Genomic DNA, 16,525 nt, shown 5'->3' with positions numbered 1-16,525 from the left:
GGCACCTGTCGTATGCGCTGAGCTTAAGAGGCGATTACTCGAGCCGGTATGCAGGATATTCCTGAATGGTCTTGCGAAGGTCTAGGTCAGCCTAGCTGGCTGCTCGTGTCACTTCCAATACCGTGATGGTTGATGGCTCTGGGTAGTGCCATCGGACCTCGACATCCCAGAGCTGGGTGCCGTAGCGGCGTTCCGGTGCTGGCGTCTGATAGGCCGGTCGTGGGTCCTGTGCCAGGCATTGTTCGATCAAGGCTTGCAGCGGCTCGCCCAGCCGCGCCGCTTCGCAGTGCGCCTGTTGCAGGCTGGCCTCGGTCCAGCTCACTGCAATGAGGTTGGGTGCGTCCTCGGCCAAGCCGTTATGGGCATCCGTCACCACGTCGGCATAGGGGACATAAGGCTTGATGTCCAGCACCGGTGTCCCATCGAGCAGATCGATTCCCGACAGATAGAGACGGCCTGGCTCGATCCGGTCCAGTTTCACCACCGACTGCCCGATGCCGTTGGGCCGGTGCGTCGCCCGTGTCGCGAATACGCCAACCATTCGGTTGCCACCTAGACGTGGCGGCCGTACTCGCAGACGGGGTTCGGCCTCCAAGGCTTGATGAAAAAGAAACAGCAGCCAGACATGGCTTACCTGTTCCAGTCCCTCCAGCGCATGAACCTGATCGAACGGTGCGACCAGTTCCAGTACGCCTCGAGCCGCGGGTGCCAGTTGCGGCTGGCGTGGAATGGCGAACTTTTCCTTGAAACAGGAGCGGACGAAGCCGACGGGGGAAACGAAGTAGGACATGGTGATCAGCCAGGCGCGGAGGGGCGCCATCTTACCCGTTGCGGTGGCGGATCGCGCCTACGCGCAAGGCTGGCGCAGCGATCTGCAATAGCTTCAAAGCCCGACCCGTGCGTACGCATGCTCCCGCTTTGCCCCCGCTCGCTATCTGCGGCCCCATGCAGAGTTTCGATAATTCGTGTAGGATAGCCGCCCTTTTTTCGAACATAGGCTACGTTTGTTTTACGGCTGTACGCTTCACACTTTTCCAGTGCCGCGCTCGCCAGAGCTTTACGGCAGTTTTTGGCGCGTCGCCCCTGACGCAGCCCCGCATACAGGCAGCAGCAGTGCAGCCGCTTGGGCAGTCGCAAAACGTGGCAGCCGCATTTCGTCGCGTCGCGATGTCCTAAAAGCCAGAACAAGTTCAGGAGATAGAACTGATGAACGAGGCTGAGCTCTCACCCAGTCACACTGACCCAACCCGAGATCGTATCAATCCGGTCGTTTTCTACAGTTCGGCGGTTGCCATCGTACTGTTTGCGATCTGGACGATGTTTTTCACGGAGCCATCCCTGACGGTCATCAATACCGTCCTAGGCTGGATTTCAAACACCTTTGGCTGGTTCTACTTTCTAGCCGTACTGGTGTACCTACTGTTCGTGATTGTCATTGCGACCACGCGCTACGGCAAAATCAGGCTAGGCCCTGATCATTCGAAACCGGAATTCAATGTCGTTACCTGGGCGGCGATGCTGTTCTCCGCCGGTATCGGCATCGACTTGCTGTTTTTCTGTATCGCTGAACCGATCACTCAGTATCTGGAACCGCCGGTAGGCGTAGGCGGCACCGCGCAGGCGGCAAGGCATGCCATGGAGCTGACGTTCCTGCACTGGGGGCTGTCTGGCTGGGGTGTCTACACCCTGGTGGGCATGTCGCTGGCTTACTTCAGCTTTCGCCAAGGGCTTCCTCTTTCGATCCGCTCGTCGCTGTACCCGATTTTCGGCAAGGCCATCTACGGCCCCATCGGGCATACCGTGGACACGGCCGCAGTGCTAGGCACCGTGTTCGGAATCGCCACAAGCCTCGGCATTGGCATCATTCAGCTCAATTTCGGCCTCAACTACATTTTCGGCGTGCCTGAAAGCACGCTGACCCAGTCGGTGTTGGTCGTGTTGATCGTGGTGTTCTCCGCGATATCGGCGGCGACCGGGGTGGAGCGGGGCATCCGTCGGCTCTCCGAGTTCAACATGCTCCTCGCAGTGTTGCTGCTGCTGTTCGTGTTGTTCGCCGGCAAGACCACCTTTTTGCTGAACGCGTTGGTGATGAACATTGGCGACTACTTCTCCAATTTCATCAGCCTGTCGTTCGATACCTACGCTTATGACCAGCCCACCGATTGGCTGAATGCCTGGACGGTATTTTTCTGGGCTTGGTGGATTGCATGGGGTCCCTTCGTCGGGCTGTTCCTGGCGCGTATCTCGCGGGGGCGCACCATCCGTGAGTTCGTGATTGGTACGTTGCTGTTGCCGCTGGCTTTCATGATGGCGTGGATGTCGATCATGGGTAACAGCGCCATCGACATGGTCATGAACGGTGCCGTTGAGTTCGGCGCGCAGGCGGTGAGTAATCCGGGGTCTTCGATCTACCTGTTCCTGCAAAGCCTGCCCTGGGCCGGCCTGACGACCGCCGTGGCGACCATCCTTGCCATTGTGTTCTTCGTGACATCCGGTGATTCGGGCTCGCTGGTGCTGTCCAATTTCACCTCGATTCTCAAGGACGCCAACAGCGATGCGCCGGTCTGGATGCGCATACTCTGGGCCGCGATCATCGGCGTGCTGACCCTGGCGCTGCTGATTGCCGGCGGGCTGAGTGCGCTGCAGGGCACCGTGGTCATCATGGGTCTGCCGTTCTCCATTGTGCTTTTGTTCATGATGGTCGGCCTGTTCAAGGCGCTGCACGTCGAAGGCGTGATGGCGGACAGTTATCAGAAGAGCCTCTCAGGACAGCTGTCCGGCCGTGCGACGCTTGAGCATGCTCACATGAACTGGAGTCAGCGGCTGTCCCGGGCGATGAGTTTCCCGAGTCTGTCGCAGATCCGCCGCTATCTGAAAGAGACATGCCGGCCAGCGATGGAGGAGATCCAGAAAGCGCTCGGCGAGAAAGGCGTGCCGGTGGAAATCATCGAAGGCGAGGCTGGCAACGAGCACCTGATCCTCAACGTACATCTTGGCAGCGAAATGGACTTCACCTACCAGATCTGGCCTGTTCGCAGCTCGATGCCGTCTTTCGCGGTGCGCACATCCAGCAGCAGTGCGCACTATTACCGGCTTGAAGTGCACCTGCGACAGGGGAGCCTTGGTTACGACCTGATGGGCTACTCGAAGCGCCAGCTGATCGAAGACATCCTCGATCACTACGAGCACCACATGCAGTTCCTGCACCTGCAGCGCGAGAAAGGCAGCCTGGCGGACGGCTCGTCCGAACCCGGTACCGCAAGCGCCACCTGAGTGCGACCACGACGGACCTACAGGTTCGTCTTGGTACCTGAAACGTGGCAATGGCCTATCCGGTCGTTGCCACCTGGACATCCGAAGAGGTAAATCATGGCCCGTTACCCACGGCAACAACTCTATATCGATGGCGCTTACGTCGAGGCCAGCGGTGGAGACGTCTTCGAGAGCGTCAACCCGGCCAACGGCGAGGTTCTCGCCGAAGTGGCGCAGGCCTCGCGTACCGATCTTGAGCGCGCGGTGGTCAGCGCTGAGAAAGGTCAGAAGATCTGGGCAGCACTGACCGGCATGGAGCGCTCGCGTGTGCTGCGCAAAGCGGTCGACATCCTGCGTGAGCGCAACGATGAGTTGGCGCTGCTGGAAACCCTCGATACCGGCAAACCGCTGATGGAGACCCGTAGCGTCGATATTGTCACCGGTGCTGATGTGCTCGAGTACTACGCAGGCCTGGCGCCGGCCATCGAAGGCGAGCAGATTCCACTGCGCGACACCAGCTTCGTCTATACCCGCCGTGAGCCGTTGGGTGTGGTGGCCGGAATCGGCGCTTGGAACTATCCGATCCAGATCGCATTGTGGAAAGCCGCACCCGCTCTGGCTACCGGCAACGCGATGATCTTCAAACCGAGCGAAGTGACCTCGCTGAGCGCGCTCAAGCTGGCAGAGATCTTCACCGAAGCCGGCTTGCCGGCGGGCGTGTTCAACGTGCTGACCGGCACCGGGGCGGAGATCGGTGCGTTGCTCACTGAGCATCCGCGCATCGCCAAGGTTTCCTTTACCGGCGGCGTGGCAACGGGCAAAAAGGTCATGGCCAGTGCGGCCAGCTCATCGCTCAAGGACGTGACCATGGAGCTGGGTGGCAAGTCGCCGCTGATCGTCTGTGACGATGCCGACCTGGACCGTGCCGCCGACATCGCTGTCATGGCCAACTTCTTCAGCTCCGGTCAGGTCTGCACTAACGGCACCCGCGTTTTCGTGCCGCGCGCCTTGTTGAGCGAGTTCGAGGCGAAGCTGCTCGAGCGGGTCAAACGTATCCGCATGGGCGATCCGCAAGACGAGCAAACCACCTTCGGCCCCATGGTCAGCTTCGCCCACATGCAGAACGTGCTCGGTTATATCGCCAAGGGCAAATCGCAAGGTGCGCGCCTGCTCTGCGGCGGTGAGCGCGCCACCAATGGCGAGTTCGGCCGTGGCGCCTACATCGAGCCGACCATCTTCAGCGACTGCACCGACGACATGATCATCGCCCGTGAAGAGATCTTCGGCCCGGTACTCAGTCTGCTGGCCTACGACGATGAAGACGAGGCAGTGCGCCGCGCCAACGACAGCGACTACGGTCTGGCTGCTGGTGTTGTCACCCGTGATCTGGCGCGTGCCCACCGCATCATTCATCAGATGGAAGCCGGAATTTGCTGGATCAACACCTGGGGTGAATCCGCCGCGCAGATGCCCGTCGGCGGCTACAAGCAATCCGGGATTGGCCGCGAAAATGGTATCTCGTCGCTGGCGCATTACACGCGGTTGAAGTCCGTACAGGTAGAGCTGGGCGAGTTCGCGTCGGTTTTCTAAGCGAGCAGGCTGAGACGAGCGCAGGACAGCGCTCGCCAACGCGACAGGAGGATTCATGGAATACGACTACATCATCATCGGTGCCGGCTCTGCGGGTAATACGCTGGCTGCACGCCTGACCGAGGACGCGGATGTCAGTGTCCTGCTGCTGGAGGCCGGCGGTCCTGACTATCGCCTCGATTTCCGCACTCAGATGCCGGCAGCACTGGCCTACCCGCTGCAAGGCACGCGCTATAACTGGGCTTACAAGACAGACCCAGAACCCCACATGAACAACCGCCGCATGGACTGTGGCCGCGGCAAGGGCCTGGGCGGCTCGTCGCTGATCAACGGCATGTGCTACATCCGAGGCAACGCGTTGGACTATGACAACTGGGCGACCATGCCCGGTCTCGAGGGCTGGTCCTACTTGGATTGCTTGCCATATTTCCGCAAGGCCGAAACCCGCGACATCGGCCCCAACGACTATCACGGTGGCGATGGGCCGGTCAGCGTGACCACGCCCAAGCCCGGCAACAATATTCTGTTCCACGCCATGGTGGAGGCGGGCGTACAAGCCGGCTATCCCAAAACCGAGGATCTGAACGGCTACCAGCAGGAAGGCTTCGGCCCGATGGACCGCACCGTCACGCCCAATGGCCGTCGTGCCAGCACGGCACGTGGCTACCTCGACCAGGCCAAGGATCGCCCGAACCTGACGATCATCACTCACGCCGTGACGGATCGCGTGCTGTTCGAAAGCAAGCGCGCTGTTGGCGTGAAATATCTGCGCGGCCGTGAGCAGGCGACCACTGCACGAGCGCGCCGCGAGGTGCTGCTCTGCGGCGGTGCCATTGCCTCGCCTCAGGTGCTGCAACGCTCCGGCGTCGGTCCGGCAGCATTGCTCAAGGGGCTTGGTATCGAGGTGGTTCACGACTTGCCTGGCGTCGGCCAAAACCTGCAAGACCATCTCGAGATGTATCTGCAGTACGAATGCAAGCAACCGGTTTCGCTGTATCCCGCTTTGAAATGGTGGAACCAGCCGGCAATCGGCGCTCAGTGGCTGTTCGGTGGCACGGGCATCGGCGCCAGTAATCAGTTCGAGGCGGGCGGCTTTATTCGCAGTCGCGATGAGTTCGAATGGCCGAATATTCAGTTCCACTTCCTGCCGGTGGCGGTCAGCTACAACGGCAGCAACGCCCACGACGGCCACAGCTTCCAGGCGCACGTCGGTTCGATGCGCTCGCCCAGTCGCGGGCGGGTCCAGATTCGTTCGACCGACCCGAACGTCGATCCCAGCATCCTCTTCAACTACATGGCCCACGAGCAGGACTGGCAGGAGTTTCGTGATGGCATTCGCCTGACCCGCGAGATCATCAATCAGCCGGCGCTCGATCCCTTCCGTGGCAAGGAACTGAGCCCTGGCATTGATGCTCAGAGCGATGCGGATCTGGATACTTTCGTCCGTGAGCATGCGGAGACGGCTTATCACCCGTCCTGTTCCTGCAAGATGGGCACGGACGACATGGCAGTCGTCGATGGGCAGGGCCGCGTGCACGGCGTGGAAGGCTTGCGTGTAGTGGATGCGTCGATCATGCCGCAGATCATTACCGGCAACCTCAATGCCACCACCATCATGATCGCCGAGAAGATCGCTGACCGGATTCGTGGCCGTCAGCCATTGCCGCGCAGCACAGCGGCTTACTACGTCGCCAAGGATGCACCGGTGCGCAAGGCACCTGTGCGGGGCTAAGTATCGCCGGGGTTGGTACGGGCTGGCGGGCACGTGATGTGCCCGCCAGTTCTTTGCTGGACCCTTGAAAGGCGTTCCTGCCAAGGATGCTTGCGGCTCATCCCCGTGGTGCAGTGCGGTCAATTCACTGCAGCTGAAGCTTCCCGGCGATAGGCGTAGGTCTCGGCGAAACGCGAAAGCATATAGGCACTACAGGTTGTGTCCGGATACTTGGGCGGATTGTCCTGGCTCTGGCAACCGGGCAGGCAACTAATGATCGTGTCCGGGTTCGGCTCGGCAAAGAAGGGCATCGAGTAGCGATCGACGCCCAGCGGGCTGATCACTCGATGCGGCGTTGACTTGTACCGGTCGTTACTCCAGCGCGCCATCATGTCGCCGATGTTGACTACGAAGGTGCCCTCGATTGGCGGCGCATCGATCCACTCTCCGCGCACGTTCTGTACCTGCAAGCCGCCAGCCTGATCCTGGTACAGCAGCGTGATACAGCCGTAGTCGGTATGGGCGCCGGCACCTTGTTGCTCGGGCGCCGTTGCGGTCTGGCGTGGCGGGTAGTGGATCATGCGAAACACGCTGATCGGCTCGATGAAGCGCTCATCGAAAAAGTTTGATTGGACGCCTAGTGCGTTGGCCACGGCGCGAAGAAGGGTACAGGCCAGCGCATGCATGTCTTGATAGTGCTGTTCGAACAGCGCCGGCCATCCTTCGAGCTCGGGATGGCGATTCGGCCCCCGCAACGGCTTGCTCGCCAGCACCTCCGGATGATCGGGAGGCATATGGAAACCCATATCGAAGGTTTCCTTGAGGTCACTTGGCTTGGAGGGGTCGAGTTGTTCGGTCGCAATCGCTCCGTAACCGCGGTGATGGGTGCTCTTGGTGATATCGATTTGTAGTTTCTGCTCGACGGGCAGTCCGAAGAACTGTTCGGCAGCACCCTTCAGCTGGGCGATACGCTCGGCACTGATCGGATGGTTGCGGATATAGAAAAAACCCCAGTCACGGCAAGCCGTGTCGATTTGACGGGCCACTTCGTGCCAGCCCTTAACATCCGAGGCGTAGAGCGGCGCGATGTCGATAATGGGGAGTGGTGTGTGCATGGATAGCTCCGAGGAATGCTCGCTGCGGTCTTCTCGTACCGTCAGCCATATAGGGTTTCACCCCTTGCCAGCGGTTCTCCGGAGGGAGGGACGGCACGGCAAATTCCAGGTGCCGCGCCTGTTCTGGCGCGGCTAGCGCAGCGGCCGCTGGGTTACTTCGGCAGATCGGCAGTGATGCCGTTGACGTAGTAGTTCATCGAGGCCAACTCGCCGTTGCTGGCGGTGGCACCCTCGGCAATACGCACGGTGCCGGTCTGATCCTTGATCGGGCCGGTGAATGGGTGAAACGCCCCGCTGCGGATGCTGGCGATGATGTCTTCTGCCTCGGTTTTCACCTCAGCGGGTACCAGATCGCTGATCGGCAAGCTGATGGTTTCCTCTGCCAGACCACCCCAGAAGTCCTGCGGCTTCCAGCTGCCGTCGACGACTGCCTTTGCCGATTTGCTGTAGTGCGGGCCCCAGTCGTTGACGATGGACGTCAGCACGGCCTTCGGGCCGAAGTGGGACATGTCCGATGCATAGCCGACCGAATAGACGCCTCGGCGCTCGGCGGCCTGGATCGGCGCCGGGCTGTCGGTGTGCTGGAAGACCACATCGACGCCCTGGTCGATCAGTGCGTTGGCAGCATCCGCCTCCTTGCCCGGATCGAACCAGGAGTTCACCCACACCACCTTGATTTCGGTGCCGGGGTTGTACTTATCGAGCGCTAACTGGATGGCGTTGATGTCGCGGATCACTTCAGGAATCGGGAAGGAGGCGATGTAGCCGACCTTCTTGCTCTTGGTCATCTTTGCCGCGAGGAAGCCCCCGACGTAACGACCTTCATAGGAGCGCGACAGGTAGGTGCCAAGGTTCTTGTCCTGCTTGTAGCCGGTGGCGTGCTCGAAGGTCACCTTGGGGAATTGCTTGGCGACCTTGAGCGTCGGGTTCATGTAGCCAAAGGACGTGGTGAAGATCAGGTCATAGCCACCCTTGGCCATGTTGCGGATCACTCGCTCGGCATCGGCGCCTTCGGCAACGTTCTCGACGAAGGTGGTCTCGACCTGCTCGCCGAGCTCTTTTTCCAGATACTGGCGGCCCATCTCATGCTGGTAAGTCCAGCCGTGGTCGCCGATCGGGCCTACGTAGACAAAGCCGACCTTCAGCGGATCAGCGGCGAAGGCTGCGCCAGTGGAAAGGGCACTGGTGAAGCCGATGGCAACGGCAAGGCTGCGCAGCAAGGCGCTCCGTGGTTTCTTCTGCATGTGAATGACGCTCCTGTGTGTCATGACGCGAGGGCCGTAGCGGCTGCCTGTCCGATTGCAAAAAGCTGACCAGATGGACAGATCGCCGTGTTGCCGGCTCGCGGATGTCAGGAGGTGCCCACCAGCGCTGTGCACTGGAGCGCTAGTGGTGCGTCATTCGTTCGGGCTGCCCCAGGGCAGTGCACTGCTTGCTCGGCAGGGGCTACCAGCTCTCAAGCGTCAGCGCCGGCTGATGCAAGTCGAGCAGCCGACGCACCTTGTTGCATTACCAGGGCAGTTGATCGCCTTTGTAGTCGAGGTAGTGATGCCCGCCACGGCCCAGCGCCAGGGTGACCTGCTCGACCATTCCGCGTGTACTGGTCTGAACATCCAACGGCGCTTGGTCACCGCCCATGTCGGTCTTCACCCAACCGGGGTGCATGGACAATACGGTCAACCCGGTCTCGCCCAGCTCGGATACGAAAGTGCGGGTCATATGGTTGAGCGCGGCCTTGCTCGCGCCGTAGAGCGACATGCCCATGCCGGGACCGGTCCCGACGCTGCCGAGGATGGAGCTCATGAACACAATGACGCCTCGCTCGGGATTGACCGCTGGTCGCAATTTTTCGGCCAGGCGCAGCGGCGCGACAGCATTGGTGAAGAACAGCTGACCCACTTCCGCCTCGGTGGCCTGAGTGGCCGGCTTGTCTTGCGGCCCGGCAATGCCAGCGTTGACGAACAGCACATCCAGCTGTGTGCCCTCTAACCGCTTGGCCAGCGCATCTACGCTTGCCGCATCGTTCATGTCGAGTGTTTCCACGCTCACTCGTGGAATCTGGCTGAGCGCGTCGGCCTGCTGCGAGTTGCGAACCGTGGCAATGACCTGCCAGCCTTCGCTGGAAAATTGCTTGGCGAGGCCTAGGCCCAGACCGCGGGAAGCGCCAATCACGAGTACGGTTTTTTGCATGAGAGATCCTTGTGGTGAAGGGGGGTTCAAGCATAGCGCGGCGCAACGACATCAGCGCGTGCGGGGCGGCTGCGACATTCGACCGCTGCCTCTGTGTTGCAACGCGTGTCCCCGCGATAGCTATGTTGATCTTTATTGGGCTCTCATGAGACCACTGCGTTGCCGGATTTGGCACCGCAAATCAACACCAGGGGGATCCAATGCCCGAACAGCAAATCCAATCGCGCCGCTGGCATGCCTGCGAGGCTGACGAGACGTTGTGTGAGCTTGAATCGTCGGCTACCGGACTGACCCGCCAAAGCGTAGAGGAACGGCTCTCTCGATACGGAGCGAACCGTCTCGACGAAGCCAAACCTGCAAGCGTGCTGCAACGGCTGATGCGTCATCTCAACAACGTGCTGCTGTACGTGCTGATTGCTGCCGCGGTGGTGACCGGTTTGATGGGGCACTGGGTCGATACCTTCGTGATCCTGGTCGTGGTGGTGCTTAACGTCGCCATCGGGTTCGTGCAGGAAGGCAAGGCGGAGAAAGCATTACAGGCGATCCGCCACCTCCTGGCGCCCCATGCGGTGGTGCTCCGCGACGGACATCAGCAGGATATCGATGCGGCTGAACTGGTCCCCGGTGACGTGGTGCTGCTGGCGTCCGGCGACAGCCTGCCGGCAGACGTGCGGCTGCTGCAGGCGCGCAACCTGCGTATCGACGAGTCGGCGCTCACCGGTGAATCCGTCCCGGTGGACAAGCAAGTCGACACCGTGGCCGATGACGCGCCCATCGGCGATCGGCTCTGCATGGGCTACGCCGGTACGCTGGTAACCCAAGGTCAAGCGCGCGCCGTGGTCGTTGCCACCGGGGCGGCTACCGAGATCGGCCGCATTGGTCGCATGCTGGAGTCGGTCGAGCAGGGCACGACGCCGCTGCTGCGCAAGATGGAGCAATTCGGCCGCATCCTGACGATGGTGATCCTCGCGACCAGCGCCGTGCTCTTCCTGTTCGGCACGCTGGTACGCGGCATGGGCGCCGGCGAAATGTTCATTGCGGCGGTGGGGCTTGCGGTAGCGGCAATCCCGGAAGGGCTGCCGGCGATCATGACCATCACCCTGGCCATTGGCGTACAGCGGATGGCGACGCGAAACGCGGTGATTCGGCGACTGCCTGCGGTCGAAACGCTGGGTTCGGTGACGGTGATCTGCTCCGACAAGACCGGCACCCTCACACGCAACGAAATGACCGTGCAGGAGGTGATCTGCGCCGGCCAATCGCTGGAGGTCGAAGGTGCCGGCTATGCACCGCATGGCGCGCTGCTGGTCGATGCTGTGCCCATCGAGCCGGCTGCGTTGCTGGCCCGATCGCCAGCGGTCAATGCACTGATGCATGCGGCAGCGTTGTGCAACGACGCCAGCCTGCACGAGAAGGATCAGGTGTGGACGCTGGCCGGCGATCCCACCGAGGGCGCACTGCTGACCCTTGCAATGAAAGCGGGGTTGTCACCGACCAATCTCCATGTCGATCATCCTCGGCTGGATGTGATTCCCTTCGAGTCCGAGCACCGCTTCATGGCGACGCTGCACGCTACCGATAGCGGCAGCGAGGTGCTGGTCAAGGGCGCGCCGGAGCGCATTCTGGCCATGTGCTCACATCAGCTTATGGCCGATGGCGAGGAGCTGTCGCTTGAACAGGCTCAGTGGCATCAGCAGGTCGAGGCGCAGGCGCAAGCCGGTCGCCGCGTTCTGGCGCTCGCTCGGCGCCAATTGCCCGCCGACAAGGACATGCTCGAGCACGCCGACGTCGCCAACGGACTCACTTTGCTCGGGCTGGTCGCCATTATCGACCCGCCGCGCGAGGAGGCGATACGCGCAGTTGCGGAGTGTCGCGCTGCCGGAATTCGGGTGGTGATGATTACCGGCGACCACGGCGTCACCGCGAGTGCCATTGCCAGACAGCTCGGGATGGGGGATGACATCAAGGCCATCACCGGACCTGAGCTGGAACGGATGGGCGAAACGGCGATGCGTCAGGCAGTGGCCGAAGCCCGGGTGTTCGCGCGCGCCAGCCCGGAGCACAAGCTGCGCCTGGTGCGGGCGCTACAGGCCAATGGCGAAGTGGTCGCCATGACCGGCGATGGCGTCAACGACGCGCCGGCGTTGAAGCAGGCCGATGTGGGCGTCGCCATGGGCATGAAGGGGACGGAGGCGGCCAAGCAGGCCGGTGCGATCGTGCTGGCGGACGATAACTTCGCCTCGATCGCGCATGCCGTGGAAGAAGGCCGCACCGTTTACGACAACCTGCGCAAGACGGTGACTTTCCTTCTGCCCATCAATGGCGGCGAGTCGTTGTCGTTGCTGCTGGCCGTGCTGCTCGGCATCGCCTTGCCGATCACGCCGGTGCAGGTGCTGTGGGTGAACATGGTCAGCTCGGTGGCGCTGGCGATGGTCTTGGCGTTCGAACCCACCGAGGCGGATGTCATGCAGCGTCCGCCGCGCCGGCCGGACGAGCCGATGCTGTCGCGATTCGTTATCTGGCGGATCTTCTTAGTCTCCGCGCTGTTCCTGGCGGGCATTTTCGGCATGTTCGAGTGGATGCGCGCTCAAGGCGCTACGGTTGAGGCAGCGCGTACCGTGGCGGTCAATACGCTGGTCTGCATGGAAGTGTTCTACCTGTTCAGCGTGCGCTACCTGAAGGCGCCCTCGTTCACTGCGGAAGGCGTGAAGGGCACGCCGCGGGTGCTGATGGCAGTATTCGGCGTTTTCCTCCTGCAACTGATGTTTACCTATGCGCCGTTCATGCAGTCACTGTTCGCCTCCGAGGCGTTGTCGCTGACCACTGGCATGTTCGTGGTACTTGCCGGGGTGGCGGTGCTGGTCATTCTGGAGATCGAAAAGGCGCTGCTACGGCGTTTGGGCCTCGGCCTGTAGGGACGACGTATTGCGCAGGGAGCGCATGGAAACGAATGGCCGCAGATGGAAAGCGAGGCCTGGAAGGCCCGCTTTCCTGGCCGATCAATGACCGGCTTTCCAAGGTTGCCCCAGCGACACCGGTGCATACAGGCGGGTGCGAATCGCGTCGCGTGAGAGCAGCACCAGCACGACGATGGTTGCCACATACGGCAGCATCGCCAGCAGGTTGCCGGGGATCGACAAGCCGATCCCTTGAGCCACCAGATGCAGGATGCTGGCAAGGCCGAACAGATAGGCGCCAAGCAGCACACGCCCTACACGCCAGCTGGCGAATACCACTAGCGCCAGGGCGATCCAGCCGCGCCCGGCAGTCATATTTTCGGCCCACATCGGGGTATAGGCCAGCGACAGATAACCACCCGCCAACCCGGCCATGGCGCCTCCGAACAGCACCGCCAACGCCCGAACCCGCAGGACCGGCAGGCCCATGGCGCTTGCCGCGTTGGGGTTCTCACCGACTGCTTGAATGATCAGGCCGACGCGGCTTTTCAACAGCACCCAGGCAACCAAGGCGAAAAGCGCGAAGGACAGGTAGACCAGCAGGTCCTGGGCGAACAGCATGCGACCGATCAACGGAATGTCGCTCAGGAAAGGAATGGCGATCGGTTCGAAACCGGCCAGCGGCTTGCCGACCCAGCCGGCACCGATGAATGAGGACAGGCCGACGCCAAAGATGGTCAGCGCCAGGCCGGTAGCCACCTGGTTGGCATTGAAGCCCAGCGCCACCAGCGCGAACAGCTGCGACAGCAGCATGCCGCCCAGGCAGGCAAACACCACGCCCAACCAGAGGTTGCCAGTGGCAAAGGCGGCGATGAATCCGGCCACTGCGCCGAACAGCATCATGCCTTCCTGACCGAGATTGAGGACGCCGGACTTTTCGCAGACCAGTTCGCCGAGTGCGACCAGCAGCAGCGGCGTGCCGGTCCGGATCATGGCGTAGAAAATGTTGGTGAGTAGGTCGATATCCATCAAATCAGCCCTCGAGCTGTAATCGGCAAAGCAAAAGAGAAGTGGGGCATGAGGGTCATGCGGCTGGCTCCGGCTCGAGCGCCGAAGTGTGCGGCTTGCGGCTCCAGCCTTTCAGACGCGGCCGATAGAGAATCAACACGTCGCAGGCCAGCAGGAAAAACAGGACCATGCCCTGGAACAGCTGAGTGATCGACTGCGGCAGGTTGGCCGCCATCTGGGCGTTTTCGCCACCCAGATAGAGCAGTGCCATCAGCAGGCTCGCAAACAGAATCCCGATGGGATTGAGCCGACCGAGGAAGGCGACTGTGATGGCGGCATACCCGTAGCCAGGCGATACCTGGGGCACCAATTGGCCGATCGGGCCGGTGACTTCCGCAACTCCGGCCAGTCCAGCCAATGCACCACTGATCAACAGGGCAATCCACACCAGGCGCTTTTCACGAAAGCCGACGAAGCCAGCGGCACGCTTGTCGAGGCCAAGTACCTTGATCTGAAAGCCGAGAAAGCTCCTGTGCAGCAGCACCCATATCACCACCAATGCCAGCAGGGCGAAGTAGAAACCGCCATGCACGCGCAGATCTTCGAACAGCTGGGGCAGACGGGTGGCGTCGCCGAACATCGCCGACTCGGGGAAGTTGAAGCCTTCAGGATCTTTCAACGGCCCATGCACCGCGAACAGCAACAGGTTCAGCGCGATGTAGTTGAGCATGATGCTGGTGAGGATTTCGTTTGCATTGAACTGAGTACGCAGCCAGGCGCAGAGACCAGCCCAGGCGGCGCCACCGAGGGTGCCCGCCGCGAGCGTAAGGGGCAGCGCCCAGCGCGAGTCCCAATCGATGATGTTCACCGCCAGCGCACTGCCGGCCAACGCGCCGATGAGCAACTGACCCTCGGCGCCGATATTCCAGATACGGGCGTTGTACACGACAGCCAGGCCCAGGGCGCAGAGCAGGATCGGTAACGCCTTGACCAAGAGTTCGGAGACGCCGTAGAGGTCACTGACCGGATCGATCAGCAGCACCCGCAGCGTCTCCAGCGGCGGGTGACCCAGTGCGACGAACAACAGCGCGCCGCTGATCAGCGTCAGCAACGCAGCAAGCAGTGGCGACAGCCAGAGCATTGGTCGCGATTCATAGCCGCGGGGTTCTAGGGATAACAACATACGAAGGCTCTCAGGCAGCGGTGGGCGTGGGTTGATCGAACTGACCGGCCATCCAGCGACCCACGTCCGTGGGGCTGGTCTCGCGTGTGGCACGCAAGGCCGACAACCGGCCGTGGCTCAGGGCGGCGATGCGATCACTGATCTGGAACAGCTCTTCGAGGTCTTCGGATATCACCAGGATGGCGGCGCCGGCGTCGCGCAGCTCGATCAGTGCGCGGTGGATCGCGGCCGCGGCTCCGACATCGACGCCCCAGGTCGGATGCGCGGCGATCAGCAGCTTCGGTTGCTGGAGAATCTCGCGGCCGAGAATGAATTTCTGCAGATTGCCGCCGGACAGGCTGCGTGCCGGGGTGTGGCTGCTTGGCGTCTTCACTGCGAATGTCTCGATGATGCGTCGCGCGAACGCCTCGACGCGGCTGTGCCGGATCAGGCCACCTCGCACCATTCCGTCCTGCTGGAAACCGGTGAGCAATGCGTTGTCGGCCAGGCTCAGTTCAGGCACCGCACCATGGCCGAGCCGCTCGGCTGGAACGAAGGCCATGCCATGACGGCGTCGCGCATCGGGGCGCAAATGCGCCACCGGAGCGTCGAGAAAGCGGATGTGCTGACCCTGCTGTCGGCTCAGCCGCTGCTCGCCGCTCAGCAGGGCCAGCAGCTCATCCTGACCATTGCCGGCGACACCGGCGATGCCCACGATCTCCCCGGCACAGACTTCCAACATCAAGTCCTGCAGCGAGACCCCGAACGGATCGGCGTTGTGCCAGGACAGCGATTCGACGCGCAGGAACGGCGTGCCACCGCGGGCTTTCGGGTATTCGGCTTCAAGCCCCTCGGCATCACCTACCATCAGCCGCGCCAGATCCATATCGGTGCACTGCGCCGGTACGCAATCGCCGGAGACACGGCCGCCACGCAGCACCGTCGCGCTCTCACAGAGCGCGCGCACCTCGTTGAGCTTGTGGCTGATGAACAGGATGCTGCAGCCTTCGGCAGCAAGCCGGCGCAGCACGACGAACAGATCATCGGCCTCTTGCGGCGTGAGGACCGACGTCGGCTCATCGAGAATCAACAGCTTGATGTCCTGCATCAGGCAACGAACGATCTCCACCCGTTGGCGTTCGCCGATCGACAGGCTGTGCACCAGCCGCTGCGGCTCCAGCGGCATGCCGTAGCGCTGCGACACCTCGCGGATCTTCGGCTCCAGCTGTCTTGGCGTCCCCGCGCCGGTGCCCAGCGCCAAGGCAATGTTCTCGGCCACGCTCAGGGTTTCGAACAGCGAAAAGTGCTGGAACACCATGCCGATCCCCCGGTCGCGCGCCTGCGCCGGGTCGCGCATGATCACTGGCTGGCCTTCCCAGCAGATCCTGCCGGCGTCGGGTTGCGTCACGCCGTAGATGATCTTCATCAGCGTGCTTTTGCCTGCACCGTTCTCGCCCAGCAGGGCGTGGATTTCGCCGGCCTGGATCGAAAGGTCGATGCGGTCGTTGGCCAGGCAACCTGGGTACGCTTTGGTGATACCGGTCAGTTGCAGGCGTGCGGTCTGTGGTTCGGGCATGTCGGCGTCCGCTGAAATTCTCAT

11 protein-coding genes are annotated in these 16,525 nt (G+C 61.9%); 4 read left to right on the top strand and 7 right to left on the bottom strand.

The features are described 5' to 3' along the window. Nucleotides 1-91: 91 nt before the first annotated feature. Complete coding sequence (tsaA, locus tag ACQKIK_RS00890; RefSeq protein ID WP_499135157.1) at nt 92-790, bottom strand: tRNA (N6-threonylcarbamoyladenosine(37)-N6)-methyltransferase TrmO; 699 nt, start codon at nt 788-790, stop codon at nt 92-94. A 416-nt stretch (nt 791-1,206) separates the two neighbouring features. Here tsaA and betT point away from each other — a divergent pair, with 416 nt between their 5' ends. The 3 genes from betT (at nt 1,207) to betA (ending at nt 6,574) form a co-directional block, all read left to right on the top strand. Then, nucleotides 1,207-3,273, top strand: a complete 2,067-nt coding sequence (betT, locus tag ACQKIK_RS00885) for a choline BCCT transporter BetT (RefSeq protein WP_499134399.1) — start codon at nt 1,207-1,209, stop codon at nt 3,271-3,273. 96 nt (nt 3,274-3,369) lie between these two features. Next, a complete protein-coding gene (gene betB / locus ACQKIK_RS00880; RefSeq protein ID WP_499134398.1) occupies nt 3,370-4,842 on the top strand; it encodes a betaine-aldehyde dehydrogenase in 1,473 nt (490 codons plus the stop codon). A 55-nt stretch (nt 4,843-4,897) separates the two neighbouring features. Beyond that, entirely contained in the window at nt 4,898-6,574 is a 1,677-nt protein-coding gene (betA, locus tag ACQKIK_RS00875) for a choline dehydrogenase (protein WP_499134396.1), read from the top strand. 119 nt (nt 6,575-6,693) lie between these two features. Here the strand turns inward: betA and ACQKIK_RS00870 are convergent, their stop codons facing one another. The 3 genes from ACQKIK_RS00870 to ACQKIK_RS00860 form a co-directional block, all read right to left on the bottom strand. Next, a complete protein-coding gene (locus ACQKIK_RS00870) occupies nt 6,694-7,668 on the bottom strand; it encodes a 2-oxoglutarate and iron-dependent oxygenase domain-containing protein (RefSeq protein WP_499134394.1) in 975 nt (324 codons plus the stop codon). Between the two features lie 152 nt (nt 7,669-7,820). After that, nucleotides 7,821-8,912 carry a BMP family ABC transporter substrate-binding protein gene (locus ACQKIK_RS00865; protein ID WP_046163801.1) on the bottom strand — a complete coding sequence of 364 codons (1,092 nt, stop codon included), beginning with the start codon at nt 8,910-8,912 and terminating at the stop codon, nt 7,821-7,823. A 265-nt stretch (nt 8,913-9,177) separates the two neighbouring features. After that, on the bottom strand, nt 9,178-9,858 hold the full coding sequence (locus tag ACQKIK_RS00860; RefSeq protein WP_499134392.1) for an SDR family oxidoreductase: 681 nt from the start codon (nt 9,856-9,858) through the stop codon (nt 9,178-9,180). A 200-nt stretch (nt 9,859-10,058) separates the two neighbouring features. On the opposite strand from ACQKIK_RS00860, the gene ACQKIK_RS00855 reads away from it, so the two are divergent. Beyond that, nucleotides 10,059-12,773, top strand: a complete 2,715-nt coding sequence (locus ACQKIK_RS00855) for a cation-transporting P-type ATPase (protein WP_499134391.1) — start codon at nt 10,059-10,061, stop codon at nt 12,771-12,773. Nucleotides 12,774-12,857: 84 nt separating this feature from the next. Here ACQKIK_RS00855 and ACQKIK_RS00850 read toward each other — a convergent pair whose 3' ends face one another. From ACQKIK_RS00850 to ACQKIK_RS00840, 3 genes are read right to left on the bottom strand one after another with little or no spacing between them, the layout of a single operon-like run. Continuing rightward, nucleotides 12,858-13,784 (bottom strand): ABC transporter permease, encoded by a 927-nt coding sequence (locus ACQKIK_RS00850; RefSeq protein ID WP_045428370.1) that lies wholly within the window; start codon nt 13,782-13,784, stop codon nt 12,858-12,860. A 55-nt stretch (nt 13,785-13,839) separates the two neighbouring features. Continuing rightward, nucleotides 13,840-14,946 carry an ABC transporter permease gene (locus ACQKIK_RS00845; protein WP_064482074.1) on the bottom strand — a complete coding sequence of 369 codons (1,107 nt, stop codon included), beginning with the start codon at nt 14,944-14,946 and terminating at the stop codon, nt 13,840-13,842. Nucleotides 14,947-14,956: 10 nt separating this feature from the next. Continuing rightward, nucleotides 14,957-16,501, bottom strand: a complete 1,545-nt coding sequence (locus tag ACQKIK_RS00840; protein WP_499134390.1) for an ABC transporter ATP-binding protein — start codon at nt 16,499-16,501, stop codon at nt 14,957-14,959. Nucleotides 16,502-16,525: the final 24 nt, after the last annotated feature.

The sequence above is a fragment of the Pseudomonas sp. NPDC047961 genome (assembly GCF_050272435.1).
In the GTDB taxonomy this organism is placed as follows: domain Bacteria; phylum Pseudomonadota; class Gammaproteobacteria; order Pseudomonadales; family Pseudomonadaceae; genus Stutzerimonas.
The sequence above is the reverse complement of the archived record's forward strand: the minus strand, read 5'-3'. Positions and strand labels throughout refer to the sequence as shown.